Genomic DNA, 25,850 nt, shown 5'->3' with positions numbered 1-25,850 from the left:
ACCCCTGACCAGCAGCGGCCCCCCGGGCACTTCCTGCTGACAGAAGGACCGCCTCGAGGCGGTGGGGCCATGAAGCGACAGGCAGGTTGGGCCGAGCGGCTCCGGTATGAATTCGACAAGTCGATGGCCGCCGGGCCGATCGCCCTCATCGGCTGGCTGTCGGTCGCCTCGCTCATCATCATCCTTGCAGCCGGGCTCTTCCTCGCGGTCACCGAGGTCGCGCCGGAAGGGGCGGGTCCGCTCGGCTTCGTCGAGGCATCCTGGGAGACCTTGATGCGGACGATGGACGCCGGCACCATGGGCGGCGACACCGGCTGGCCGTTCCGCCTGGTGATGCTGGTGGTGACGCTGGCCGGCATCTTCATCTTCTCGGCGCTGATCGGCATCCTGTCGACCGGCATGGACGCCAAGCTCGGCGAGCTGCGCAAGGGCCGCAGCAACATCCTCGAGACCGGCCACACCATCATCTTCAACTGGTCGCCCTCGATCTTCGACATTCTTTCCGAACTCGCCATCGCCAATGCCAACCAGAAGCGGCCGCGCATCGTCATCATGGCGGCGCGCGACAAGGTCGAGATGGAGGACGAGATCGCCGCCAAGGTCGGCAAGCTCGGCCGAACCAAGGTGATCTGCCGCAGCGGCGACCCGACCGACCTCTACGACCTCGCCATCGTCAACCCGCAGGGCTCGAAATCGGTGATCGTGCTGTCGCCGGCCACCGACGATCCCGATTCCGACGTCATCAAGACCATCCTCGCGCTGGTCAACGATCCGCAGCGGCGGCCGGCGCCCTATCAGATCGCCGCCGAGATCCGCCTTGCCCGCAATGCCGACATCGCCCGCGCGGTGGGCGGCAGCGAGCTGCAGATGGTGCTCGCCGACGACCTGATCTCCAAGATCGTCGTCCAGTCGAGCCGACAGTCCGGCCTGTCCGCTGTCTATTCCGAGCTGCTCGATTTCGACGGCTGCGAGATCTATGCGCTCGCCCAACCGCTGCTGTCGGGAATGCGCTTCGGCGATGCCATGCTGTCCTACGAGACGTCGACGCTGATCGGCCTCTGCGACCCGTCCGGCCGCGTCCGCCTGAACCCGCCGATGGACACGCCGATCACCGCCGACATGCGGGCCATCGTGATCGCCGAGGACGACGACACCATCAAGGTGACGAAACCGAACCCGGCGCATTTCAGGCTGTCGAGCATTCGGGCCCCGCAGCCGGCTTCGGCGGGGCCCGAGCAGACGCTGCTGCTCGGCTGGAACCGCCGCGGGCCGATGATCGCGCGCGAGCTGGCGCAATATGTCCAGCCGGGCTCGCTGCTGACGGTCGCCGCCGATACGCCGGGGCTCGAGGCCGAGCTGCGCGCGCTGCAGATCGACGGCGACCGGCTGCATGTCGAGCTGTGCAGCATCGACACCGCCCACCGTCCCGCGTTGGAATCGCTGGAGATCCCGGGTTATGACCGCGTCATCGTGCTCGGCTATTCCGACCACATGGCCGCCCAGTCCGCCGATACCCGCACGCTGGTGACGCTGCTCCATCTGCGGCGCATCGCCGAGGCCGCGGGCCGGCACATCGGCGTCGTCAGCGAGATGACCGACGTGCGCAACCGCGCGCTCGCCGAGGTCACCCGCGCCGACGATTTCGTGGTCAGCAACAAGCTGGTGTCGCTGATGCTGGCCCAGGCGTCGGAGAACCAGCATCTTGCCGCGATCTTCGACGAACTGCTCGACGAGCACGGCGCCGAAATCTACATGCGCCCGGTCGAGGACTATGTCGCCATCGACGCACCGGTGACGTTCTACACCATCGCCGAATCGGCACGGCTGCGCGGCGAGGTCGCCTTCGGCTACAGCCGGCCGCGCGAGGGCGCTGCCGATCCGCGCAGCATGGGCGGCGTGGTGCTCAACCCGCCGAAATCCGAAAGGCTGGCCTATGTCGGCGGCGACAAGGTGATCGTCCTCGCGCACGGGTGATGCCGGCCGGTACGGCGGCGACGGCAAACGCCATGATCGGGGCCATGCCTGTTTCGCACCCGCCGGCTAGGACATCAGCGCCAAGCGGAGGCGTCTGCGTTGCCGCCGCTGTGCTGGCTCGCTCAGTCGGTTCGCAGGCTCGGCGGCATGCCGGAACGGACGATGCGGATCGACTGGTTCCAGAGGTCCAAGAACAGCCGCCGCTTCTCCTTGTCGAGCCCGACCAGCAGCACCGGCGAGAAGGTGATCGGTCGAAGGTTCGGCATGCCGTCGAGCGAGGGGCCGATGCCGCCGCCCTCCTCGGTGAAGGAGACCATCAGCGACGCCGTGGCGAGGATCCGCTTGCCTTCCTCCGACAGCGTGAAGTCCAGCAAGGCGCCTGCCATGGCCGGGTTTGCCGCGGCTTTCGGGATGAAGGCGGCGCGCGAAAGGACCAGCGTGTAGTCGCTGGGCGCGACGATGCCGATGCGCTTGTCCGCGGCTGCGCGCGCCAGCGCGTAGGAGGAGAACATGTTGTAGGCGAGGAGGTATTTGCCGGCGGCCACGCCGTCGACGATCTCCTTGAAGCAGCAGGTCGCCACCACGTCGTTGCGGCCGAAAGCCTCGATCAGCCGGCCGAAAGTCGTCGCCTGCTGCGAATCGGCGAAGGCGAGGAGATAGCCGACGCCGGAGGCCTCGATGTCGTAGGTGGCGATGCGGCCGGTGAAGATGTTGTGGTCCGGCCGCAGGAAGTCGATGAGGTCGAAGCGGGACGTCGGCACCTTGTCCGGCGGCACGAGGTCTCGGTTGTAGACCATGACGATCGGCTCGAAGGTCAGCCCGAACAGCTCCTCGCGCCAGCTCGCCCAATCCGGCATGGTCGCGGTGGCGCTCGACGCATAGGGCTGCGCGCAGCCGTCGTTGACGAGCTTCACCTGCTGGTCGACCGAGGAACTGACGACGAGGTCCGCCGAGGGGATCGTCCCCGCGCAGGCCGAAGCGGCGAGGCCGTTCAGGGCGTTGGTGGTGATGTCCTCGTAGACGATATGCAGCCCCGGATTGAGCTCGGCGAAGCGCCCGAGCAGCGCTGCGAAGAACTCAGGGTCGGTGGCGCCCTGAACGCGCAGCGTTTCCGTCGCCTCCGCGGCCGGGGTGCCGTATTGCGACACGCTGTCCGGCTCGACGGCGGCGGACGGCGCGGCAAGGGCGAGGACGACGGCAAGGGCGAGCGCCAGAGACTTCATGCCGGCGGCCTGACCAAGGGGAGCCGGAGTGCGGCGCGAAAGCCGCCCCCGGCGGGCTGCGACAGCGCCAGGCTGCCTTGATGGCTCGCCGCTACCGCATCGACGATCGCAAGGCCGATGCCGGCGCCGCCCGCAGGATTGGCCCGGGCGAAGCGCCGGCCGGCAGCGCCGGGGTCGGGGATGCCGGCGCCGCGGTCGAGCACGGCGATCTCGGCCGCTCCATCGGTGCGCTCGACCACCAGCGACACCGGCTCCACCCCGTAGGCAAAGGCGTTGTTGACGAGGTTCTTGACCGCTTCGGCGAGGCTGAAGGCATCGCCGGCGATCCAGACCGGCTCCTCCGCCAGCACCAGCCGCAGCGCGCTGGCGGGCATGAGATCGTCGATCTCGTCGGCGACCCCCATCGCGACTTCCCTGAGGTCCAGCGTCTCGGCCGCCTGTGCGTCGCCGCGGTGGACGACCAGCGCCTGGTTCAGCAACTGGTCGGCGAGCCGCCCGAGCCCGATGGCGCGGCGGTGGATCTTCTCGGCGATGGCCTTCAGCGCGCCCGGATCGGTCTCCTCGCCGGCAAGCTGCGCCTGCGCGCGCAGAGCGGCGATCGGCGTGCGCAGCTGGTGCGCGGTATCGGCGATCAGCGTCTGCATGCCGGTCACGCGGCGCTGCAGCCGGTCCATGAAACGGTTGATCGCCGCCACCAGCGCCTCCACCTCGCGCGGCGTCGAGACGGCGAGCGGCGACAGGTCCTTCGGATCACGTGCCGCCAGCGCCTGCTCGATGCGGGCAAGGGGCGCCAGCGAGGAGCGGACCGCAAACAGCGTCAGCGCGGCGATGACGAGGCCGGCGGCGAGCACCAGCAGCATCGCCTTGGTGGCGATGTCGCGCGCCAGGGCGTCTCGGGCGCGGGTGGTGTGGCCGACCAGCACCTCGACGTCACCGCTATAGGCCTGCTCGGCGAAGCGCCGGCGGGTGGCGGCGAGCCGCACCGTCTCGTCGCCGAAGGTCGAGGTATAGAAGCTGAGGTCGCCTTGCGTATCGGTCGGCGGGCGGACGCTGTCATAGCCGGTGACGGTCGCGCCGTTGCGGTCGATCACCCGGTAGACGACGCGGTCGCCGGTGGCGAGCGCCAGGAGCTCGAAAGCCGAGACCGGTAGGTCGACGGTCAGCCGGTCGGCCGAGACCGAGATCGACTGGGCGATCTGGAAGGCGGCGCCGGCGAGCAGCCGGTCGTAGGCGGCCTCTGCCGCCTCGCGGCCGTAGGCGTAGGCGGCGAGCGTCACCACCACGCCGCTGGCCGAGAGAATGAGCGCGATGGTGACCGCGAGGCGGCCGGCAAGCGAGTTAGTCATCGACGGCGATCTGGTAGCCGATGCCCCGCAGCGTGACGATCTGCACGCGCGAGCCCTCGATCTTCTTCCGCAGCCGCGCGACGTAGAGCTCGATGGCGTTCATACCGACATCCTCGTCGGCAAAGCCGAACAGCTTCTCGAACAGCCGCGCCTTCGGCATCACCCGGCCGCGGTTGACGAGGAGGATCTCCAGGAGGCTGAACTCGCGCCGGGCGAGCGTCACCGGCTGGCCGCCGATGCTGAGCGCCCGGCCGGCCGGGTCGAGCACGAGGTCGCCCACCTCGATCGTACCGGCGCGCTCCTCGCTCCCCCGCCGGATCAAGGCGCGCGCCCGGGCCTCGAGCTCGCGGAGGTCGAAGGGCTTGGTCAGATAGTCGTCGGCGCCGAGGTCGAGCGCCTCGATGCGGTCCTCGACGTCGATCCGCGCCGTCAGCATCAGCACCGGCGTCGCCCGCCGTTCGCGGCGGAGATCCCTCAGGATGTCTATGCCCGAGCCGTCCGGCAGGTTGATGTCGAGGATGACGAGGTCGTAGGCCTGCACCGACAGGAAGTCGCCGGCGGCGGCGGCGGTCGCGGCATGGTCCAGCGCATGGCCGCGCTTGGCGAAGCTCGCGACGATTGCCGAGGCGACGTCGAGTGTATCCTCCACCAGCAGAACCCGCATTGACCCATCGCCTCCTTGGCGCACCTCGTCGAAAAACGCCGGAGAAGGCAAGCGCCGAGCGGCTGATACCGCTTTTCAGCATTAAGGTTTTGGTAACGATCTGCGCCAGGGGCTGGTCACTGTTGCCAGCTATTCACTGGTTGCATGCCTGCGCTGCGAAGTCCGCACTTCATATTGCGGCGCAACATCCGCATATTAAGGTCAACAACAACCCAGGAGACTTCAATGACCCGCGCTGCTGCCGCCCCGACCCGCCGCTCGATCCGCTCGACCCTCGCGTCGATCGCCGACATCATCGGCGGCGCCGGCGCCTGCGCAGCTGCTGCCGAGAGCGGTCATCGCCCGAACAGCCGCGCGCTGAACGCCGTCGGTATCTCGGGCGCCTCCTGGGACGCCATCGGCAGGATCTGATCTGCCGCGGCTGGCCGTAACAGGCTAGTCCAAATAATGCCAAAAGGCCCGTGACGCTGAGCGTCGCGGGCCTTTTGCTTGTCGGGGATTGTTCTCATCAAAAACCGCAGGGATCCCCTGACGGGAGATCCCTGCGGTAACGGTTCAGCCGTGGAACGGCAGCCAGGCGAAGGTGCCGGGCCAGACCGCTTCGGAGCCGTCGACCAGCATCTTCAGCGCGACGTAGAGGATGATGACGAGGCCGACATAGGCGATCCAGCGGTGCTTCTGCAGCAGCGCGGCGATGTAGTTGGCGGCAAGGCCCATCAGGCCGATCGACAGGACGAGGCCGACGATCAGCACCCAGGTGTGCTCGCCCGCCGCGCCCGCGACGGCCAGCACGTTGTCGAGTGACATAGAGACGTCGGCGATGACGATCTGCCAGGCGGCCTGCGCGAAGGTCTTGCGCGGCGCGCCGCTGACGGCGTCGCCATGCAGCGCGGCATCGGCATTCTCGAGGTCGTGCTGCGAGGTCCGCAGCTCGTGCCACATCTTCCAGCAGACGTAGAGCAGCAGCAGGCCGCCGCCGATCAGCAGGCCGCCGCCGAGCGTCAGCAGGAACTGCGTGCCGGCGGCGAAGATGATGCGCAGCACGGTCGCGGCGATGATGCCGACGAGAATCGCCTTGGTCCGAAGATCCTTCGGCAGGCCGGCGGCGGCGAGGCCGATGACAATGGCATTGTCGCCGGCGAGCACCAGGTCGATCATGATGATCTGGGCGAGCGCGGTCAGCGACTCGCTGGTGATGAAATCCATACGTCAGTCCTCAGGCATGCCGGGTGGTGCGGCGGATCAGGCGGCGGCACGCCGCATCGGTACGGGTTGCCCCTATGGGGGACCGGCCGGCGGCAGGGGAAACCTGCCGCCGGCCGGTCAGTCTTCGTTGGCGGCGAGCTGCGAGAGCACCTTGCCGCGGCCGCGGGCCCGGAGGATCAGCGGCACGACCAGCGCTGCGAGCGCCAGCAGCAGCAGGATGATCGCCAGCGGCGAGTGCACGAGCACCGTCACGTCGCCCTGGCTGATCGCCAGCGCGTTGCGCAGCTGCTTTTCCGCCATCGGCCCGAGGATCAGGCCGACCACCACGGGGGCGATGGGGTAGCCGAAACGCCGGAGCCCATAGCCCATCAGGCCGAACAGCAGGAGCATGCCGAGCTCCACCGCCGAGGGGTTGGCACCGATCGTGCCGAGCGTCGCGAACACCAGGATGCCGGCGTAGAGCCACGGCCGCGGAATGGTCAGCAAGCGGACCCACAGGCCGATCAGCGGCAGGTTGAGCACCACCAGCATCAGGTTGGCGATGAGCAGCGAGGCGATGAGGCCCCAGACGAGGTCCGGCGAGTTGACGAAGAGCAGCGGGCCCGGCTGCAGGCCGAACTGCTGGAAGCCGGCCAGCATGATGGCCGCGGTCGCCGTGGTCGGCAGGCCGAGCGTCAGGAGCGGCACCAGCGTGCCGGCGGCGGACGCGTTGTTCGCGGCCTCCGGTCCGGCCACGCCCTCGATCGCGCCATGGCCGAATTCCTCCGGCTTCTTGGCGAATTGCTTTTCCGTCGCATACGACAGGAAGGTGCCGATCTCGGCGCCGCCCGCCGGCATGGCGCCGATCGGGAAGCCGATCGCGGTGCCACGCAGCCAGGGCTTCCACGACCGCTTCCAGTCCTCCTTGCTCATCCAGAGCGAGCCCTTGATCGCCTCAACCTTGTCCGGCGTGCGGTGGCCGGCGGCGGCAACCGACAGCGTCTCGCCGATGGCGAAGAGCGCGACGGCCAGCGTGGTGACCTCGATTCCGTCGAGGAGGGCCGCCGAGATGTCGCCGAAGAAGCCGGCGAGCCAGAGGTAGATGCCGGTGAAGGCGCTGGGCTCGGCGGCAAGGTTGGTGAAGAACGGACCGACATTGCTGAAGGTCAGGCGCGCCTGGCCGGTCTGCAGGTCGATGCCGATCAGGCCGAGGGTCAGGCCGACGGCGAGCGCCGACAGTCCGCGCAGCGTCGAATCGCCGAAGGCCGCCGATACGGTGACGAAGGCGAGCACCATCAGCGCGAAATACTCGGCCGGGCCGAACGACAGCGCGAAGCTGACCACCCAGGGTGCGAGGAAGGCGAGCGCCAGCGTGGCGATCAGGCCGGCGACGAACGAGCCGATCGCCGCGGTGGCCAGCGCCGGTCCGCCGCGTCCGGCACGCGCCATCTTGTTGCCCTCGAGCGCGGTGACGATCGAGGCGCTTTCACCCGGCGTGTTGAGGAGGATCGAGGTGGTCGAGCCGCCATACATGCCGCCGTAGTAGATGCCGGCGAACATGATCAGCGAGCCGGCGGCGTCGAGCTGGTAGGTGACGGGCAGCAGCAGTGCGACGGTCAGCGCCGGGCCGATGCCCGGGAGCACGCCGACCGCGGTTCCCAGCGTCACGCCGATCAGCGCGTAGAACAGGTTCATCGGCTCCATGGCGGTCAACAGACCGTTGCCGAGCAGAGCGAAGGTATCCATCGGTTTCCCCGTTCAGCGGAACAGCTGTTCGAGCGGACCGGCCGGCAGCGACAGCTTGAGGAGAAGGGTGAAGATCAGCCAGATCACCAGGCTGACGACGATGCCGATCGGCACGGTCATCCACAGCGGCCCGCGGCCGAAGCCCTTGGCGGTCGCGGCGAACAGCAAGCCGGTGGCGATCGAGAAGCCGACGGTCTCCAGCAGCATCAGCTGGGCAACCAGTCCGCCGACGATCCAGAGGATCGGTGCCGGTTCGTCGTGCTCGCGCTCCGGAAACTGGCCGCGCAGGCCGGCGACGATCGTCCAGACCGAGAGCACCGCCAGGGCGGCGGCGATCGCATAGGGAAAGGCTGCCGGGCCGATACGGGAGTAGCCGCCGCCGACGAGGCTCGAGGTGTTCCAGGCGATGACCGCGGCGATCACGCCGAGGCCGACGCCGATGCCCACCGCCGCCTGATCCGGGCGGCGGTGGGTCATTTCAGCGGGTGTTTCCGTCATTTCTGGACGAGACCGATGTCCTGGAGAATCGCCTTGGTCGCCGTGATGTTGGAGGCGAGCTCGGTCTTGAACGCGTCGCCGGCGAGGAAGGTGTTCTCCCAGCCATTGCGCTCCAGCACGGCCTTCCACTCGGCGCTCTCGACCATCTTGGTGATGTCGGCGGTAATCGTGGCCTTCTCTTCGTCGGTGATGCCCGGCGCGGCAGCGACCATGCGCCAGTTCTGGATCACGACGTCGAGGCCGGATTCCTTCAGCGTCGGCGCGTCGACACCGTCGATGCGGGCGTCGCTGGTGACGGCGAGCAGGCGCAGCGTTCCTGCGGCCACCTGGCTCTCGAACTCGCCATAGCCGGAAATGCCGGCGGCGACCTGGTTGCCGAGGAGGGCGGCGAGGGCTTCGCCGCCACCGGAGAAGGCGATGTAGTTGATCGTCTTCGGGTCGAGGCCGGCCGCCTTGGCGACAAGGCCTGCGGTGATGTGGTCGGTGCCGCCAGCCGAGCCGCCGGCGATCGAGACGGCGCCCGGATTGGCCTTCATCGCGGCGGTGAAGTCGGCAAGGGTCTTGAACGGCGAGGCCGCCGGCACGACGATTGCCTCGTATTCGCCGGTGAGGCGGGCGATGGGCGTGACCTGGTCGAGCGTGACCGGGGAGTTGTTGGTAAGGATCGCGCCGACCATGACGTAGCCGCCGACCATCAGCTTCTCGGCATTGCCCTTGTCGCGCGAAACGAACTGAGCGAGGCCGATCGTGCCGCCGGCGCCGGTGACGTTGACAACCTGGACGTCGCTGGCGACCTTCGCCGCGGTCATCGTCGCCTGCATGGCGCGGGCGGTCTGATCCCAGCCGCCGCCGGGCGATGCAGGGGCCATGATTTCGTAGGAAGCGGTCTGGGCCATGGCTGAGCCGGACAGAAGGCCGAACATCAGGGCGGCCGCGAGCAGTCTCTTCATAAAATGATCCCTCCCGATCATACCGGCCGCGGTTCCCTGCCGGACGTCGCGTCCAGCCCTCTGCGGCCGTGTTCAATTGTTCCAAGACGGCGGCATCCAGCTCCCGGGATGCGGCCACACAGTCCGGCGGTTCCGTGAGATCCGGCCGCCTGCTTCTTGTTGCCGGACACACCCGGTCCGGCACAGCCTAGGCCGGCTTTCCTGTCGCAATCCTGTCAGCCTGGCCCGACGCCTCCTCCGGGGCATCGACTCGGCCCTCGTCTTGCCGCAAGCCAGAGCGCGCGACAAGCGCGGCGCCCGGCCGAAGTCGCAGCCGACGGCTTTACCAGTCGCGTGCGGCTCGGGACGCCCCCTGTCGGCCTATCGCTTCAGCGTGAAGGCCTGTGTGCAGGCATAGGTGATCTTCACACGCGGCGTGCCTGTCCGGCTTTCGTTGATCGTCTCGGTCATCTCCTTGCCGGAGGTCGTCACCGTGATGATGGCGGTGCCGGATCGGCGTTCGCACATCACGCCGCCGGCAAAGGGAAGGCACGGCAAGGTCTGATGCGGCATTTTCGTGCCGTCGATGGTGCCGCCGAGCTGCATGGCATTTCCCTGCAGGACCACCGTCCGTTCGGCGGTGACGGTGCCGCCGTCGATCTTGCCGTCGACCGACGTGCAGTCGGCGGCAAGCGCCGTTACCGGGCAGAGGAGGAGGGTGAACAGGATGAGCTGGCGCATGCCGGCGAGGATAGCGCTGGAACGGGGGCGCCAGCAACCGGCCGCGGCACCGCTCGAAAAGCCGAGAGTGGCTCGCCATCGAGACCCGCTGGCGCGGAAAAAAGGCGGGGCCGGCCGGGCGGGAGGCGACAGGATGGGCGGCTAGCGGATCAAGGCGCCATAGTGCCGGACGACTTCGCCGGCCAGCCGGTGCCCGCGGTGCATGGCGTCGGCGGGGCTGGCGCCGGAAAGCCGGGCTGCGACGTAAGCGGCGCCAAAACTGTCGCCGGCGCCCGTGGTGTCCACGGCATCGCCGACCTCCGGCGCGGGAATGACCTCCGAATGTCCGGGGATCGCGATGATGGCGGGATCTCCGCCGTTCTTGACGACGACCTCGTTCGCACCGAGCTCCAGATAACGTGCGGCGCTTGCCGCGGGGGTCGCGTCGCCGAAGGCCTCGCGTTCGTCGGGATAGCTCGGCAGGCAGATGCTGGCGGCAGCGGCTCCGGCCTCGATGGCGCGCCGCATCTCCGAGGCGTCCGGCCAGAGCCGCGGCCGGATGTTGGGGTCGAAGGCGACCGGCTTGCCGGCGGCCTTGGCGGCGGCGAGGTGCCGCAGCAGCCGTTCGCGCGCCGCAGGCGGCAGGATGGCAAGGGTGATGCCGGAGAAGTAGAAGGCGTCGCCCTCGGCGAAGGCCTGTTCCAGATGGGCGTCGTCGTCGGCCAGGGATTTGGCTGCCGAGGTGTCGCGCCAGTAGGAGAAGCGCCGCTCGGCGCCGTCGAGATGGATGAGGTAGAGCCCGGGCATCCGCCCCGACAACTGTCGCACGAGGTGGGTGTCGATGCCGCCTTCCTGCATGAAGCCGAGCATGGCTGACGAGGTCTCGTCCGTGCCGACCGCCGAGAGATAGGCGATCTGCCAGTCCGGCCCGAGCTCGCGCCGCAGGTACCAGGCGGTGTTGAAGGTGTCGCCGGCAAAGCCCATGCGCAGCAAGCCGCCGGAGGCGCCCGAGAGTTCCACCATGCACTCGCCGATCGAGATCAGGCGTTTGGGTCTGTCGGCCGTCTGGTCAGTCATGGATGTCCTCGGCCGCCGGCAGAGCGGGGCTCTCGTCCTGGAAATAGGGGGCGAACTCGCGGCGCAGACGGGCGAGGATGGCGGTGATGCAGCCGAGATGCCGGTGCATCGCCGCTTCCGCCGCCACCGGGTCGCGCGCCTCGATGGCGGCGAAGATGCGGCCGTGATCCTCCAGCGCCGCCGGCTGGCCGAAGGCCAGCGACAGGAAGCGGACGCGGTCCATCTGCGCCTTCTGCTCGTCGATCAGCGGCCAGGCGAAGCGGCAGTCCGCCGCCTCCGCCACCGCAAAATGAAAGGCATCGTCGTGCTGCTGGAAGGCGTTGCGGTCGTCGCGCTGCTGGGCCGCCGCCTGCAGCGCCATCAGGGCGCTGAGGCGCTCGAGTGCGGCGTCGTCGCGGCGCTCGGCCGCCTTGCGCACGACGGCGATCTCCAGCGCCTCGCGCAGGAACAGCGCGTTCATCACCTCCTGTGGCGAGATCTTCACCACCTCGGTCGCCTTTTGCGGCTGGATCCGCAGGTAGCCGGCGCGGGCGAGCCGCGAAAACGCCTCGCGCACCGGCTGGCGGGAGACGCCGAGCTGCTTGGCGACTTCCGCCTCGGAGGTCCGTGTGCCCGGCGGCAGGCGCACTTCCAGGATGGCACGGCGCAGCTCGTCGAACACCGCGTCGGCGATGGTGCTCCGGGGCGCGGCATCCTGCAAAGCGAGATCGAGCGGCATGGCGAACCCTTGTTGTCAGTCTCGGCATACTAGCATACCACCGGCTTGCAAAGCGCGGTTCGTCCGCACCTACAAGCTTTCCCGCCCTCCCTCAACCGGTGAGCCGCATGACCGCCAGACTGTCCCTCGCTACGCTCGACCAGCTTCCCGCCGACGTCGGCCGCCCCGCCTACGACGTTGCCGCCACGACGGTCGGCATCGTCCACCTCGGCATCGGCGCCTTCCACCGCGCGCATCAGGCGGTCTGCCTCGACGACATCCTCGCCACCGACCCACAATGGGCGGTCGCGGGAGCCTCGCTCCGCCGCGCCGACATGCGCGATGCGCTGGCGCCGCAGGACAATCTCTACACCCTGGCGATCCGCTCGGGCGAGGGCACGCGGCTGCGGGTCATCGGCGCCATCCGCTCGATCGACGTCGCACCGGAAGATCCCGCGGCACTGCTGGAGCGCATGGCCGATCCGGCCGTCCGCATCGTCTCGCTGACCGTCACCGAGAAGGGCTATTGCCACGATCCCGCCACCGGCGATCTCGACGTCAACCATCCCGACGTGAAAGCCGACCTCGCCGATCCCCGCCGCCCGGTCTCGGCGCCCGGCCTCATCGCCGAGGCGCTGCGCCTTCGCCGCGACCGCGGCATCGTGCCATTCACCGTAATGCCCTGCGACAACCTGCCGTCGAACGGCCCGACCGTCCACCGCATCGTCGCGCAATATGCCGGCCTCATCGATCCCGAATTCGGCCGCTTCGTCGAGAACGACGTCGCCTTCGCCGGCACCATGGTCGACCGGATCGTGCCGGCGACATCGGACGAGGACATCGCGACCATCGACGCGGCGCTCGGCCTGCACGACGCCTGGCCGGTGGTCGGCGAGCCCTTCCTGCAATGGGTGATCGAGGATCGCTTCCCGACCGGTCGACCGGATTTCGCCAGCGTCGGCGCGCAGATGGTGGCCGACGTCGAGCCCTTCGAGCGCATGAAGCTGCGCATGCTGAACGGCTCGCACTCGACGCTCGCCTATCTCGGCTACCTCGCCGGCCACGAGACCGTCTCCGCCGCGATGGCCGACGCGCCTTTCGCCCGTCTCGTGCACGGGCTGATGACCGAGGAGGTGATGCCGACGCTGGAAATCCCGGTGGCCGAGCTGTCGGCCTATCGCGACGCGCTGATCGAGCGGTTCCGCAATCCGGCCCTGAAGCACCGCACCTGGCAGATCGCCATGGACGGCTCGCAGAAGCTGCCGCAGCGCCTGCTCGGCACCATTCGGGATCGCCTGGCGGCGGGGGCGCCGGTCGACAGGCTTGCCCTCGGCGTCGCCGCCTGGATGCGCTACGTCGGCGGTACCGACGAGACGGGCGCCGCGATCGACGTGCGCGATCCGCTGGCGGAAAGGCTCCGGCGTCTCGGTACGGAGGCCGGCTCGGATCCCGCGACGCTCGCCGCCGTCTATCTCGGCGTCACCGCGGTGTTCGGCACGGACCTTGCCGGCAGTGCGGTGTTCGTCGCCGCGGTAGAGAAGGCGCTGGCCTCACTGATGGACAAGGGTGCCGCCGCCACCGTCGCGGACTACGCCGGCAACCCTGCCTAGTCTCGTGGCCATCGGCTTGGGCATGGCTTGCCTTTGCCGGCCTCCTGTCCGAGGTATCGCCCACATTCCATCCGGAGGCAGGCCGTGCAGAAGACCGTCGAGATCATCAAGGGCGATACGCCGGGCACCGAATGGCGCTTCAGCGTGCTGCGCTTTGCCGGCAGCGATGCGGCGGCGCCGACCGCATACCTGCAGGCGGCGCTGCACGGCAACGAGCTGCCGGGCGTCGTCGCCTTGCATTACCTCGTGCCGATGCTGGAGCGGGCGGAAGCCGAGGGGCGGCTGCGCGGCAGCATCACCGTCCTGCCGCACGCCAATCCGATCGGCGCCGGCCAGCACTTCTTCCAGCAGCACATGGGGCGGTTCTCCTTCGCCACCCGCGCCAATTTCAACCGCGACTTTCCCTTGCTCGATACCGAGGACACGTCCGGACTGCCGGATGACGACGCGCCGATCGCTGCCGAGAAGCGGCTGAAGGCGAAGCTGACCAGGCTGGCCATCGGACACGACATCGTCCTCGACCTCCACTGCGACGACGAGGGGCCGTCCTATCTCTACATCGCGCGGGCCTACTGGCCGCACATGCAAGATCTCGCCGCGAGCCTCGGCTCTGCGGCGGTTCTGCTCTGGGACGAGACCTCGGACGGCGCCTTCGAGGAGGCCGCGTGGGCGCCCTACCGGCATCTGCCGGACGCCGATCCGAGCTGGCAGCGGCGGGCGGTGACGACGGTGGAGTTTCGCGGCGAGGCCGACGTCACGCCGGAATTTGCCGAGAGCGATGCGGCCGGCCTCTACCGTTTCCTCGTCGCGCGCGGCGTCATTGCCGACGAGACGCTGGCGCCGCTGCCGGAATGGCAGGGAATGGTCACACCGCTCGAGCAGGTCGAGATGGTGCGGGCGCCGGTCGGCGGTGCCGTGCTCTACCACGTGGTGCCGGGCGACCGGGTCGAGGCCGGCGACCGGCTGGTCAGCATCCTGACCGCGCCTGGCGAAGCCGGCGGCGAGACCTTGGTGCTGGCGCCGCAGGCCGGGCTGATTCTCACCCGCAAGTCGAACCGCCTGGCGCGGACCGGCGACGACCTTTTGAAGCTGCTGGGCAGCGCCCGCTCGGCGACGGCGAAGGCCGGAACGCTGGAATCCTGAGACGGATTGCCGCCTCCCGTCCTTGCTGTTCGGTGGGTGGGGCAAGGCATAAAGGGCCGCGCCTTCCGCACCGCCAAGGCCCGCCAACTTTTGAAAACCTGCGGCGGTTCGGCTATGACGGCGGCATGACCTGGTCCGTTGCCGCCCTCTACCGTTTCGTCGCGCTTGCCGACCTACCCGCTTTGCAGGCCGCGGCGCGCTCAGCCTGCGATGCCGCGGACGCCTGCGGAACCCTTCTGGTCGCGCCGGAGGGCGTCAACGGCACGCTGGCGGCACCCGAGGCCGCCATGCCGGCGCTGGTCGAGGCGCTCGACGCGCTGTTCGGCGTTCGGCAGGGCGAGCTGAAATTCTCTTCCGCCAGCAAGAAGCCCTTCGTCCGCCTGAAGGTGCGGCTGAAGCGCGAGATCATCACGATGCGCGCGCCGGAGGCCGACCCGACCCGGCGCGCCGGCACCTATGTCGCGCCGACCGACTGGAATGCCGTGATCGCCGATCCGGATGTCGTCGTCGTCGACACCCGCAACCGCTACGAGACGCTTGTCGGCAGCTTCGAGGGCGCGATCGATCCGGGTATCGACACCTTCACCGAGTTCAAGGATTTCGTTGCGGCAAAGCTCGATCCCGCAAGGGACAAGAAGATCGCGATGTTCTGCACCGGCGGCATCCGCTGCGAGAAGGCGTCGTCCTATCTCCTGGCGCACGGTTTCGAGGATGTCGTCCATCTGAAGGGCGGCATCCTGCAGTATCTGGAAGACGTGCCGGCGGCCGAAAGCCTGTGGCAAGGCGACTGCTACGTGTTCGACAGCCGCGTCGCGGTCGGGCAAGGGCTGTCCGAGACGGACTGGGACCGCTGCTTCGGCTGCGGTGCTCCGCTGGCGCCGGAAGACCTTCTCGAGCCGCATTACGAAAAAGGCGTCTCCTGCCGCCATTGCGCCGATGCGCTGACGCCCGAGCGCGCGAGCGCTTTTCGCACCCGCCAGGCACAGATCGCCGCGAGCGGGCGCGCGACCAAGGCCGACCCTCTGCCATAGCGGCGCCGACGTTCCCTTGCGGGTCCCGTCGCGATAGGATCGGGCAGGGTGGGCGGTGCCTTTTCGGTAGCCTCGTCCGCAGATTTCAACGCACAGCCCGGCAGGACAGTCGCATGCGCCAGATCCTCGTCCTCAATGGACCCAATCTCAACCTCCTCGGCGTTCGCGAGCCCGGCATCTACGGGTCGCAATCGCTCGCCAGCATCGAGGCCGACCTCCGCGTTCATGTCGCAGGCCGCGCGGAGCTCGAGTTCCGCCAGTCGAACCATGAGGGTGATCTCGTCACCTGGATCCAGGAGGCAGGGCTTGCCGGCACCGGTGTCGCGCTGAATGCCGGCGCCTACACCCATACATCGCTGGCCATCCGTGACGCGATTTCCGGGGCCAAGGCCGTGGTGGTGGAACTGCACCTGTCCAACGTGCATGCCCGCGAGGCGATCCGCCATCACTCGATGCTGGCGCCGGTCTGCAAGGGGATTATCGCCGGCTTCGGCCCGCTGTCCTATCAACTGGCCGTCGACGCGTTGATCGCGCTCTGATCGTTTTTGCATCGCTTCGCGAAGCCAGTCCGGCAACGGGACGCCGGGACGGAGCCTCGTCCCTGTTTTTCCAGCAAAGCGAGGCTTGAAGCGCCGTGCGTCCGGCAGGACGCACAGAGGACGCTCTATCTCATTCTATACAAAGCATCTTTCTCTGACTGGCTGCGGCTGCCCAATGGCCGGAGGCTCTGGAGGTCGGGAAAATACAGCGTAAGCCTTGGTAATTTGGATCGACGCTGTTATGCCGGTCTTTAGAATACCAGGAGCAATTCTGAATATCTCTTTTCAGACGAATTGATTTCCCTATGAAATCTGATGGCTACGGATGTTTATTCGTAAATAGACAGCAGCCGGCAACGGAAAAAATGTCCGAAATCGTACAGTGGCGCGCGACTCGTGTGCAGGCTCTGATTTATCGGGCATAGGCCTGTCGTCGCTTGATCAAGTCTAGGTCACATGCGACGAAAAGTTCTCTCTTCCCTACAAAGGGATACATATGTCGTCGCCAGTTCAGGCCAGCGTTCGTAACCAACTGCTGCAAGCAATGCACCCGGAAGATTTCGAGGTGATTCGGCCTCATCTCGCCTTCGTCGACCTTCGGCTGCACGATGTCATGGTGCAGTCGGGGTCGCGGATCGAGCATGTTCATTTCATCGAGAGCGGCATCGCGTCCATCGTTGCCAACGGCGCGGAAGGCAAGCAGATCGAACTGGGGCAGGTCGGCCGCGAGGGGATGGCCGGGCGTTCGATCCTGCTCGGCGTCGACATCACGGCGGACATGATCTTCGTCCAGGTGCCGGGCTCTGCCTATCGCATGCCGGCGGCACGGCTTGCCGAGGCAATCGACGGCAACAGCCGGCTTCGGTCGTTCCTGCTGCGCTATGTCCATGTCAACGAGGTGCAGATTGCCGGGACCGCGCTGGCCAATTCGCTCTACACCATTCACGAGCGGCTCGCCCGCTGGCTGCTGATGTACCACGACCGGCTGGACGGCGACGATCTGGCGATCACGCACGAATTCCTGTCGCTGATGCTGGGCGTGCGGCGCGCCGGGATCACCAGCGAGCTGCATGTGATCGAGGGTCTTCACATCATCCGGGCGACGCGCGGCAATATTCGCGTGCTCGACCGCAAGAAGCTCGTCGAAATCGCCGGCGAGAGCTACGGACTTGCCGAGCGGGAATACGAGCGGCTGCTGAAGTTCGAACGCGTCTGATCTGGGCTCGCTGGGCTGTGGAAGAAGGTCTTCCGGCTCGGGGCTCCAGGCTCTAGGCTCGGGACTCTGGGTGGTGCGTGCGCGCAAGTTACCGAAGGCGGGCCATCCGCGATGCCAGGAGGCCATCGACCCTTTCAAGCTCCTTGCGCAGCGATTCGATGTCGCGCGAATGCAGCGCCTTGGTCAGGTCCAGTTCGAGGGCATGCCAGATGCTGGCCACCAGCCGCTGCTGGTGGTAGCCGAGCGGCGTCAGTTCGACGAGGGTCGTGCGGGCGTCGTTCGGGTCCCGCAGCCGCTGCATGAGGCCCTTTTCGATCAGCCGGTCGACCATTTTCGAGACGGTGGACGGCCGCACCGAAACCGCATTGGCCAAGGTCGAAATGCTGGCGCGGCTGGTATCGTTGAAGACAGCCAGCAACTGGTCCTGTCCGGCACACAGGTCGATCTCGGCGAGCTTCAGTCCGAGCATGGCGCGCGTAAGCTTGGAGATCGACAGAAGCCGGCTGACGATCGGAACCGGGTCGCTCGACGGCATCGCCGAGTGCAGAGCGGCGCCAGTATCCCTCTGCGCTTCCATGGCGTGAAGTGGCATGTCCCGATCCCCCTGTTTGCAACACTAGGTCGTGCCCGTTCGATGGGTGCGACCAATAGCTGGCAAAACCTTATCCACCGGTACAGCAAGATTTACTAAATTAGAATAGGCTGTACGAAATCGTACATCTTCCAAACTGATTTCAGTATAGCAATTTACAAAATACTACCGAATGATCTGTTTATGAAAGTAATAATCCTCTAGCTTGGTAAGCATTGACTTCGTAGTTCGCGTTGGCGAAATATACAAAAAATTTTGGATCGACCAATATTTTTATATTTTCAGATTGCCTTAAAGCGGCGGATCTATTTTTGGTGATGTAAATGTGGTGCGGTGTTTGCGAATATCTTCAGTGCAGGCCAATGCAGTGATATCGTAGATCTACAGAAAGGTTTGGCATACTCTGAAATATCTGTGGAGCGGATGCAATTATCCTGACCCGTTGTCTCAATATTACGGATGCGCATATCGATGCCGGCTTTGGCTCAGCTTACTTTGACGTGAGCCTCAGCCCTCGGCCTAGCGTCTACCTTTGCCATCCGGTCATCCACGCAGGTCTGGCGGCAGAGGAATCCCCGGTCCGTTTGCGCTGTCGTAACGGTCCGAGGCTGGTCGTCGTTCAGCCCGCCATCTTTTTCAGGATGGCCTGCGTCAGGGATTGCTTCACCGCGCTGTATCCGGCCCAAGGGTCCGGGTCCGCCAAGCGTTTCAGCACGTCGGCGGGGTGGAAGAGGTTCGCCGCGCCGAGGCCCTGCAGTTCGTCCCAGCTGACGGGCACCGCGACCGGGGCATTTTCGCGGGAGCGGGTGGAGTAGGGGGCGACCGCAGTGGAGCCCCGCTCGTTTCGCAGCCAGTCGACGAAAATCCGTCCCTTGCGCTTGGCCTTCGACATGGTGGCGACGAAGCGTGCCGGCTCCTCCCGCTCGAGAAGATGGGCCATGTCGCGGGCAAATCCCTTGACCACCGGCCAGGCCTGCCTCCGAGACAGCGGCACCACGACATGCACGCCCTTGCCGCCGGTCACGAGGGCAAAGCTCTCCAGCCCCATCTCCTGCAAGCGGTCGCGCATGTCGAAAGCGGCAGCCTTTACATCCGCGAAGGCCAGGCTTTCGTCTGGATCGAAGTCGAAGACGACCCGGTCCGGCTTCTCGACGTCGCGGATGTCGGCGCCCCAGATGTGGAACTCGAGCGTGTTCATCTGGACGGCGGCGACCAGTCCCGCGGCGTCCGCCACGTAGAGGTAATCCGCCGTCCCGCCGTCCTTCTCCTCGATCGCGATCTTCCGGATCACGTCGGGAAAGCCGCCGGAATCATGCTTCTGGAAAAAGCAGGCCTTCTGACGCCCGCCGGGACAGCGCACCAGCGACAGCGGCCGGCCGCCGGCATAGGCCAGCATGCGGTCTGCGACGGCCGCGTAGTATTCCGCGAGATCGAGCTTGGTCACCGCCTGGCTGGCGAAGACCACCCGCTCGGGATGCGACAGCGTGATGCCCGCGACCTTCGTCAACACCGCCTTCGCGCCGCGGGAGGCTACCTTGGGCGGCGTCGCCGGAGGCGGTGTAGCGTCGGACGGCGGAGGCACGGATGACTCGGCGTCGATTTTGTTTGCCGGTTTAGCTGCCTCGTCGGTGACATCGCCTGCCGGCTTGTCTTCCCGCAATCCCTTGAAGACCCCGTGCCGAACCTGTCCGTCTGCGGTGATCTCGGCGAAGTCGATTTCCGCGACCAGCTGCGGCGCGACGTATTTCGACGTCCGCGCAATCGGTCGTGGAAGATCGGCGAAGGGCGAGGTGTCGCGCCCCAGCGTTTTGAAGCGGTTCGCCAGATCGGTCAGCGTCGCGTCGTCGAACCCGGAGCCGACGCGTCCGCGGTAGCGAAACTTTCCGTCCTCATTCACCCCGATGAGGATGGAGGAGAAGGCCCGTCCCTTCTTGTCCGACGGTGAGAAGCCGCCGATGACGAATTCCTGCCGCCGGGTGCATTTCGCTTTCACCCAGCCCGTGCTGCGGCCGGCGCGGTAGGGGGCGTCGGCGCGTTTGGCGATGAGGCCCTCATGCCCCGCCGCGCAGATCTGTTTCAGCATGGCCGGGCCGCTTCCTCGGATGTGCTCGCTGTAGAGCAGAACCGGTTGTTCGTGGCCCTTCAGGAGCTGCTCCAGCGCTGCCTTGCGTGCGGTCAGCGGCTCGTCCTCCAGGTCGACCCCATCGAGCATCAGGAGATCGAAGCAGAAGCAGGCGAGGTCGCCCCCGTCCTTCAAATGCCGCTGCAGCGTCGAGAAATCGGTCTTGCCGTCGCTGTCGAAGGCGACAAGCTCGCCGTCGATCAGGGCGCTGTCACAAGGCAGTCCGGCGATCGCCGGCAGAAGGAACGCAAAACGGTCTGTCCAGTCGAGCGCATTGCGGGTGTAGATCTTGGTCTTGCTGCCGCCGATGGCGATAAGAATGCGGTAGCCATCGTATTTCATCTCGTTCAGCCACTCGCTGCCGGACGGCGCGGCATCGACGAGGGTCGCGAGCTGCAGCGGCCTGAACTCCGGCACCTTCTTGCTGCGGCCGGCTTTGGCAGGCTTGGCCGCCTGGTTGCTGGGGGCCTTCGCGGCGGCCGGATCTTCCGCCTTCTCGGCTTTCGCCTTGTCAGCTGCCTTGGAGGCGACCTTCGCCTTCGGCGCGGCCGCCTTTGCCTTGACGGGGGAAGCCGTCGGCCGGGTCCACTCCTCGTCGCCATCGGCGATCTCCGCCAGGGACCGGCCGGTCTTGACGCTGCGGTCCTCGGTGAGCACGTCGTGGCCCGCGTCGGCGAGCTCGTCCTTCTCCTTGATCAGCAGCCAATTTTCGCGCTTCTCGCCGGGCCGCGGCTTCATGCGGATCAGCGCCCACTTCCCCTTCAGCTTCTCGCCGTGGAGGATCATCTTGAGGTTGCCGGCCTCGAGCTCGGCTGCGGCATTGCCTTGCGGCTCCCAGGTGCCGCGGTCCCAGAGCATGACCGTCCCGCCGCCATAGGCGCCTTTCGGGATCGTGCCTTCGAAGTCGCCATAGTCCATCGGATGGTCTTCGGTGCGCACCGCCAGCCGCTTGTCGGAGGTGTCGTAGCTCGGACCGCGCGTCACCGCCCAGCTTTTCAGGACGCCCTCGAACTCGACGCGAAAGTCGTAGTGCAGCCGCGTCGCGTCATGCTTCTGGACGACGAAGGCGAGACCCTCCCCCTTGGCTGCCGATGCCTCTCCCGAAGGCTCCCGCGTTCGCGCGAAATCACGCTTTTGCCGATAGGTCTTCAGCAGCGCGTCGACTGCCATGTCAGGCGGCCGTCTTGCGCTTGCGCGCCGGCGCCTTCGCAGCAGAAGCCTTGGCAGCAGGGGCCTTGGCCGCCGGCGTCTTGGCCGCCGGCGTCTTGGCGGCTGACGTCTTGGCGGCGGGTTTCGGCTTCTCGTCGGCGACCGCCTTGCCCTTTGCCTTGTCGTCGACCGGCCCCCCGCCTTCGAGGCTCTTCTTCAGGCTCGCCATCAGGTCGATGACATTGCTCTTGGTCTTCGGCGCCGCCGTGTCGTCGTCCTCGATCACCAGGCTGCCTTCGCCGCCTTGCTGGCGCTTCTCGGCAATCAGTCGCTTCAGCGCCTCGGTATAGTGGTTCTTGAAATTCTCGGCCTTGAACGGCGAGGTCTTGCGCTTGATCAACTCGCTCGCCACCGCCAGGAGGTCCTCCTCGGCGGTCTCATCGGAAATGTCCTCGAAGATCGTGTCGGCCTTCTGGATCTCGTCGGCATAGTGCAGCGTCTCGAGGAGAAGGCCGGAGCCGCAGGGCCGGAGCGCGACAAGATACTCCTTTCCGCGCATGGCAAGCTGGCCGAGCCCGGTCTTCTTGGCGCCGCGCAACGCATCGCGCACGACGCGAAAGGCATCCTCGGCCAGATCGTCCTGGGGCACGACGTAGTACGGCTTGTCGTAATAGAGCGGCGGGATATCATTGCTGTCGACGAACTGGACCAGCTCCAGCGTCTTCTTGGTCTCGAGCTTGACGCCCTCGATTTCCTCGTCCGTCAGGAGGACGTATTCGTCCTTGGCGAACTCATAGCCTTTGATGATCTCGTCGGCATCGACGGGGCCGATCCCCTCCGCCACCTTGTCGTAATGGATGCGCTTGCCGCTCTTGCGGTGGATCTGGCGAAACGAGATCTGCGCTCCCGATTTGGTGGCGGCGTAAATCTCCACCGGTATCGACACCAGCGACAGGCGGATCTGGCCTTTCCAGACGGGACGGGATGCCATCTCAACAATACTCCGGACGAGAGGAATTGCCGACTCAACGCCGCTTTGTCCTGCCCGTTCCGGATCTCCGGAGCGGGTTGTTTGGCTGTCGCACGGCTTGCCGCTGCCGGACTTTGTGCACATCGATCCCGCAGGCCGGCAACGCCATCACGCGGTCCTGATCTTCCGGCCCCGTTAAATCTGAAGGATGCCTTTGAAGTCTGCCTTCATACCCTTTATATCAGGCGCATGACAGCCGAGAAGAACCAGCCGGAAGCAACGCTCGCCCTTGCCGCAGAGCTGCGCGCGGTCACTGCACGGCTGCGGCGACGGCTGCGCGAGCAGGCGCATCTGGGCGAGATCACGGGGACCCAGATGGCCGTGCTCGGTCGTCTCGAGCGGGAGGGGCCCGCGACCGTCACCGTGCTCGCCAAGGCCGAGGCGATGCGGCCGCAGTCGATGGGGGCCAACATGGCGGCGCTGGAGGCGGCTGGCCTTGCGGTCGGCGCACCCGACCCGGACGACGGACGCCAGACGCTGTGGTCGGTCACCCCCGCCTTTCTCGCCCGCATCAAGGCCAACCGGGCGGCGCGCGAGGACTGGCTCTGCCACGCGCTCGAGAAAGCCCTGTCGCCGCCGGAACAGGCCGAACTGGCGCGTGCGATCCGTCTCCTCGATCGCCTGGTCGACACCTAGAGGCGCCCACCTGCATCCGGATACGCCAGCCCTGGCCGAAGGGCCTTCTCCCTTTTCATCCCCGCTTGCCTCGCACGAGACGAAAACGCCCCGCGCCGAGACCTCTCGGAGTTTCGCATGACCGACCGCTTCGTCTCGACAGACCCCGTTCCGCCGGATCCCGTTTCATCCGCCATCCTGCAGCAGCAGGCGACGGCACCGGAGGGCGGTGCCGGCTTGCCGCTTCATGCCTCCGGCCTGGATGAACCCGCGGAACCAGCGCGCGCCGACGCCAGCGGGCGCGGCCGTTTCCGGTCGCTGCGCAACCACAACTACCGCATCTGGGCCGGCGGGGCGCTGGTCTCCAATGTCGGCACGTGGATGCAGCGGGTCGCGCAGGACTGGCTGGTGCTGAGCCAGTTGACCGACCACAGCGCCACGGCCGTCGGCCTCGTGATGGCGCTGCAATACGGCCCGCATCTGCTGCTCCTGCCGTTCACCGGCTTTGCCGCCGACCATTTCGACCGCCGCCGCATGCTGATGGCGACGCAGGCCGGTCTCGGCGCGCTGGCGCTCGGCCTCGGGCTTCTCACCGTCAGCGGGCTCGTGCAGCTCTGGCACGTCTATATCTTCGCCTTCCTGCTCGGCTGCGTCGCCGCCTTCGACGCCCCGGCGCGGCACACTTTCGTCTCGGAACTCGTCGGCGAGAGGGACCTCTCCAACGCCGTCGCACTCAACTCGATGTCGTTCAACGTCGCGCGGATTATCGGCCCGGCGGTGGCCGGGGTGACCATCGCCGCCGTCGGCTCCGGCTGGTCCTTCGTGCTGAACGGCGCCTCGTTCTTCGCCGTTCTCGTCTCGCTGTCGCTGCTGCGGATCGGCGAGCTGCACCGAAGCGCCCGCGCCGTGCGAACGCGCGGCAGTCTCGTCGAGGGTTTCCGCTATGTCTGGAAGCGTCCGGATCTCCGGGCGGTGTTCCTGATGCTTTTCCTGATCTCGACCTTCGGGCTGAACTTCCCGATCTTCATCTCCACCATGTCGGTCGCCGTCTTCCATGGCGATGCCAGCGGCTACGGGCTCCTCACCTCGACCATGGCGATCGGCACCGTGCTCGGTGCGCTGTTGGCGGCCGGGCGCGAGAAGCCGGGCCTCGCGCCGCTGTTCACCGGTGCCGCGGTGTTCGGCGTCGGCTGCGCGCTGGCCGCGGTGATGCCGAACGCCGTCCTGTTCGGCCTGGCGCTGATCGTCGTCGGCGTCTCCGCACTGACCTTCACCAACACCACCAACAGCCTCGTCCAGCTCTCGACGGAGCCGAGCATGCGCGGCCGGGTGATGGCGATTCGCCTTGCCATCGCCCTCGGCTGCACGCCGATCGGTGCGCCCATCATCGGCTTTGTCGCCGATGCCTTCGGCCCGCGCTGGGCGATCGGCGTCGGGGCGGCCTCCGGTTTCGGCGCCGCCCTCGTCGCCCTCGTCTATCTCGTCCGGCACCGCCATCTGCGCCTGTTCATGGAGGCGGGGCGGCCCCGCTACCGTCTCGACCCCGCCACCTCCTGATCCGTTGCGGCCGTGGACCGCGCTACCGCCCGCCGGCCATCGCCACGGCGTCGAGCACGCCGCTCAGCGTGATCTGCGTGCCGACGCAGAGCAGCAGGAAGGCGGCGAGGCGGGAGACGATCTGGACGCGGGTCTCGCCGAGCAGTGCGGTGATGCGGTCGGCCCAGCGATAGGCGAGCCAGATGATCACCGCGATCACCGCCGCGGCAGCCGAGGTGCCGAGGAAGAAGGCGAGGAAAGCCGTGCCGCCCTCGGGCCGGCTGGAACCGAGGGCGATGGCGACGGAGATCGTGCCGGGGCCGGTGGTCAGCGGCATGGTCAGCGGGAAGAAGGCGACGTCGGCCTCGCCGACCGCCTCGTCCGCCTGGCGCTGCTTGCGCTCTTCCCGCCTTTCCGGCGCCGAGAGCAACTGCCAGGCGAAGGCCCCGACTACCAGCCCGCCGGCGATCCGCAGCGCGGCAAGGCTGACCCCGAAGAAGCTCATGACATAGGTGCCGCCCCATATCGCGCCGAGCATGACCAGGAGGGAGTACAGCCCGATCCGCCCCGCCAGCGCGGCGCGTTCGCCATGCGAGCGCTCTGCGGTGACCTGGCTGAAGATGAACGCGGTGCCGATCGGGTTGACGATCGAAAACAGCGCGGAGAAGGCGAGCAGAAAGCTCTGTACCCATGGCACTCCGTCCTGCATGGCATCGCCCCTTCCATTTTTCGCGCCCACCGGCGTCAGGTTTATCACGGCCTTCCGGCAAGCCTGTGCAGCATGTCCGAGGGAGGAACTTTACCTCATCATGACCCGATGCGCCTGAACGTGGAGATGAAGCATCCTCCGGGCATCCGGTTCAACGCTCGGCTTTCCAGCGATATCGCCCTTGGACGGCACGGCCACCGCTCCAACGATAGAAGCGAGGTGCCGTCGCCGGCGCGTCTTGGGGGAAGGGTGCTTCGAGGATCCGCGGTCGCCTGCCGAGCACAGCGTCCTCAGGCCTCGGGCTTTGCCGCCTTACGCCGGAGATCGCCCTTGCAGCGCTCCGAACAGGTCTTCACCGCATCCCAGTCGCGGGCCCATTTCTTGCGCCAGGCAAACGGCCTGCCGCAGGCCTGGCAGATCTTCTGCGGGAGATGCGTCTTGGTCGGGCGGTTCGCCATGTCTCGTCCGGAGCTTCGTTATCTTATCGGCCGCTCTGATA

The 25,850-nt window shown here is 67.1% G+C and carries 24 protein-coding genes; 9 read left to right on the top strand and 15 right to left on the bottom strand.

Translation table 11 applies throughout. The features are described 5' to 3' along the window. Nucleotides 1-69 precede the first annotated feature (69 nt). Nucleotides 70-1,974 (top strand): CASTOR/POLLUX-related putative ion channel, encoded by a 1,905-nt coding sequence (locus ACZL02_RS17200; RefSeq protein ID WP_472940120.1) that lies wholly within the window; start codon nucleotides 70-72, stop codon nucleotides 1,972-1,974. A 122-nt stretch (nucleotides 1,975-2,096) separates the two neighbouring features. Here ACZL02_RS17200 and ACZL02_RS17195 read toward each other — a convergent pair whose 3' ends face one another. From ACZL02_RS17195 to ACZL02_RS17185, 3 genes are read right to left on the bottom strand one after another with little or no spacing between them, the layout of a single operon-like run. Further along, on the bottom strand, nucleotides 2,097-3,197 hold the full coding sequence (locus ACZL02_RS17195; protein ID WP_472940119.1) for an ABC transporter substrate-binding protein: 1,101 nt from the start codon (nucleotides 3,195-3,197) through the stop codon (nucleotides 2,097-2,099). Beyond that, a complete protein-coding gene (locus ACZL02_RS17190; RefSeq protein ID WP_472940118.1) occupies nucleotides 3,194-4,543 on the bottom strand; it encodes a sensor histidine kinase in 1,350 nt (449 codons plus the stop codon). The genes ACZL02_RS17195 and ACZL02_RS17190 overlap by 4 nt, the downstream gene beginning before the upstream one ends. Next, a complete protein-coding gene (locus ACZL02_RS17185; RefSeq protein WP_472932312.1) occupies nucleotides 4,536-5,207 on the bottom strand; it encodes a response regulator transcription factor in 672 nt (223 codons plus the stop codon). The genes ACZL02_RS17190 and ACZL02_RS17185 overlap by 8 nt, the downstream gene beginning before the upstream one ends. Before the next feature lie 225 nt (nucleotides 5,208-5,432). On the opposite strand from ACZL02_RS17185, the gene ACZL02_RS17180 reads away from it, so the two are divergent. Continuing rightward, nucleotides 5,433-5,618 (top strand): hypothetical protein, encoded by a 186-nt coding sequence (locus ACZL02_RS17180; protein WP_472940117.1) that lies wholly within the window; start codon nucleotides 5,433-5,435, stop codon nucleotides 5,616-5,618. Between the two features lie 144 nt (nucleotides 5,619-5,762). On the opposite strand, the gene ACZL02_RS17175 is transcribed toward ACZL02_RS17180, so the two are convergent. From ACZL02_RS17175 to ACZL02_RS17145, 7 genes are all read right to left on the bottom strand, one after another. Further along, nucleotides 5,763-6,413: a YjbE family putative metal transport protein gene (locus tag ACZL02_RS17175; RefSeq protein WP_472940116.1), complete on the bottom strand. Its 651-nt coding sequence runs from the start codon at nucleotides 6,411-6,413 to the stop codon at nucleotides 5,763-5,765. Between the two features lie 117 nt (nucleotides 6,414-6,530). Beyond that, nucleotides 6,531-8,138 carry a tripartite tricarboxylate transporter permease gene (locus tag ACZL02_RS17170; RefSeq protein ID WP_472940115.1) on the bottom strand — a complete coding sequence of 536 codons (1,608 nt, stop codon included), beginning with the start codon at nucleotides 8,136-8,138 and terminating at the stop codon, nucleotides 6,531-6,533. A 12-nt stretch (nucleotides 8,139-8,150) separates the two neighbouring features. Further along, nucleotides 8,151-8,615 (bottom strand): tripartite tricarboxylate transporter TctB family protein, encoded by a 465-nt coding sequence (locus ACZL02_RS17165; RefSeq protein ID WP_472940114.1) that lies wholly within the window; start codon nucleotides 8,613-8,615, stop codon nucleotides 8,151-8,153. A gap of 17 nt (nucleotides 8,616-8,632) precedes the next feature. Next, nucleotides 8,633-9,586 (bottom strand): Bug family tripartite tricarboxylate transporter substrate binding protein, encoded by a 954-nt coding sequence (locus ACZL02_RS17160; RefSeq protein WP_472940113.1) that lies wholly within the window; start codon nucleotides 9,584-9,586, stop codon nucleotides 8,633-8,635. A 360-nt stretch (nucleotides 9,587-9,946) separates the two neighbouring features. Further along, nucleotides 9,947-10,306 carry a hypothetical protein gene (locus ACZL02_RS17155; RefSeq protein ID WP_472940112.1) on the bottom strand — a complete coding sequence of 120 codons (360 nt, stop codon included), beginning with the start codon at nucleotides 10,304-10,306 and terminating at the stop codon, nucleotides 9,947-9,949. A 141-nt stretch (nucleotides 10,307-10,447) separates the two neighbouring features. Beyond that, a complete protein-coding gene (locus ACZL02_RS17150; protein WP_472940110.1) occupies nucleotides 10,448-11,362 on the bottom strand; it encodes a sugar kinase in 915 nt (304 codons plus the stop codon). Next, on the bottom strand, nucleotides 11,355-12,080 hold the full coding sequence (locus ACZL02_RS17145) for a GntR family transcriptional regulator (RefSeq protein ID WP_472940109.1): 726 nt from the start codon (nucleotides 12,078-12,080) through the stop codon (nucleotides 11,355-11,357). The genes ACZL02_RS17150 and ACZL02_RS17145 overlap by 8 nt, the downstream gene beginning before the upstream one ends. Nucleotides 12,081-12,187: 107 nt before the next feature. Here ACZL02_RS17145 and ACZL02_RS17140 point away from each other — a divergent pair, with 107 nt between their 5' ends. From ACZL02_RS17140 to ACZL02_RS17120, 5 genes are all read left to right on the top strand, one after another. Beyond that, nucleotides 12,188-13,669: a mannitol dehydrogenase family protein gene (locus ACZL02_RS17140; RefSeq protein ID WP_472940108.1), complete on the top strand. Its 1,482-nt coding sequence runs from the start codon at nucleotides 12,188-12,190 to the stop codon at nucleotides 13,667-13,669. Between the two features lie 84 nt (nucleotides 13,670-13,753). Beyond that, nucleotides 13,754-14,812, top strand: a complete 1,059-nt coding sequence (locus ACZL02_RS17135) for a peptidase M14 (protein WP_472940107.1) — start codon at nucleotides 13,754-13,756, stop codon at nucleotides 14,810-14,812. A gap of 125 nt (nucleotides 14,813-14,937) precedes the next feature. Next, complete coding sequence (trhO, locus tag ACZL02_RS17130; protein ID WP_472940106.1) at nucleotides 14,938-15,843, top strand: oxygen-dependent tRNA uridine(34) hydroxylase TrhO; 906 nt, start codon at nucleotides 14,938-14,940, stop codon at nucleotides 15,841-15,843. A 113-nt stretch (nucleotides 15,844-15,956) separates the two neighbouring features. Further along, nucleotides 15,957-16,382 carry a type II 3-dehydroquinate dehydratase gene (aroQ, locus tag ACZL02_RS17125; protein ID WP_472940105.1) on the top strand — a complete coding sequence of 142 codons (426 nt, stop codon included), beginning with the start codon at nucleotides 15,957-15,959 and terminating at the stop codon, nucleotides 16,380-16,382. Between the two features lie 565 nt (nucleotides 16,383-16,947). Continuing rightward, nucleotides 16,948-17,598, top strand: a complete 651-nt coding sequence (locus ACZL02_RS17120; protein WP_472940104.1) for a Crp/Fnr family transcriptional regulator — start codon at nucleotides 16,948-16,950, stop codon at nucleotides 17,596-17,598. An 88-nt stretch (nucleotides 17,599-17,686) separates the two neighbouring features. Here ACZL02_RS17120 and ACZL02_RS17115 read toward each other — a convergent pair whose 3' ends face one another. From ACZL02_RS17115 to ku, 3 genes are all read right to left on the bottom strand, one after another. Further along, the gene (locus ACZL02_RS17115; RefSeq protein WP_472940103.1) at nucleotides 17,687-18,190 is read right to left on the bottom strand and encodes a MarR family winged helix-turn-helix transcriptional regulator; all 504 of its coding nucleotides are present in this window, start codon (nucleotides 18,188-18,190) and stop codon (nucleotides 17,687-17,689) included. A 619-nt stretch (nucleotides 18,191-18,809) separates the two neighbouring features. Beyond that, nucleotides 18,810-21,482 carry a DNA ligase D gene (ligD, locus tag ACZL02_RS17110; protein WP_472940102.1) on the bottom strand — a complete coding sequence of 891 codons (2,673 nt, stop codon included), beginning with the start codon at nucleotides 21,480-21,482 and terminating at the stop codon, nucleotides 18,810-18,812. 1 nt (nucleotide 21,483) lies between these two features. Continuing rightward, nucleotides 21,484-22,452 (bottom strand): non-homologous end joining protein Ku, encoded by a 969-nt coding sequence (gene ku, locus ACZL02_RS17105; RefSeq protein ID WP_472940101.1) that lies wholly within the window; start codon nucleotides 22,450-22,452, stop codon nucleotides 21,484-21,486. A 228-nt stretch (nucleotides 22,453-22,680) separates the two neighbouring features. On the opposite strand from ku, the gene ACZL02_RS17100 reads away from it, so the two are divergent. Both ACZL02_RS17100 and ACZL02_RS17095 read left to right on the top strand, forming a co-directional pair. Beyond that, the gene (locus tag ACZL02_RS17100; protein ID WP_472940100.1) at nucleotides 22,681-23,127 is read left to right on the top strand and encodes a MarR family winged helix-turn-helix transcriptional regulator; all 447 of its coding nucleotides are present in this window, start codon (nucleotides 22,681-22,683) and stop codon (nucleotides 23,125-23,127) included. Between the two features lie 117 nt (nucleotides 23,128-23,244). After that, on the top strand, nucleotides 23,245-24,663 hold the full coding sequence (locus ACZL02_RS17095) for an MFS transporter (RefSeq protein WP_472940099.1): 1,419 nt from the start codon (nucleotides 23,245-23,247) through the stop codon (nucleotides 24,661-24,663). Between the two features lie 22 nt (nucleotides 24,664-24,685). Here ACZL02_RS17095 and ACZL02_RS17090 read toward each other — a convergent pair whose 3' ends face one another. Continuing rightward, entirely contained in the window at nucleotides 24,686-25,351 is a 666-nt protein-coding gene (locus ACZL02_RS17090) for a MarC family protein (protein WP_472940098.1), read from the bottom strand. 290 nt (nucleotides 25,352-25,641) lie between these two features. Beyond that, nucleotides 25,642-25,809 (bottom strand): DUF2256 domain-containing protein, encoded by a 168-nt coding sequence (locus tag ACZL02_RS17085; RefSeq protein WP_472940097.1) that lies wholly within the window; start codon nucleotides 25,807-25,809, stop codon nucleotides 25,642-25,644. Nucleotides 25,810-25,850 lie beyond the last annotated feature (41 nt).

It is taken from the genome of Mesocryomonas fontinalis, from assembly GCF_055730125.2.
The sequence above is the reverse complement of the archived record's forward strand: the minus strand, read 5'-3'. Positions and strand labels throughout refer to the sequence as shown.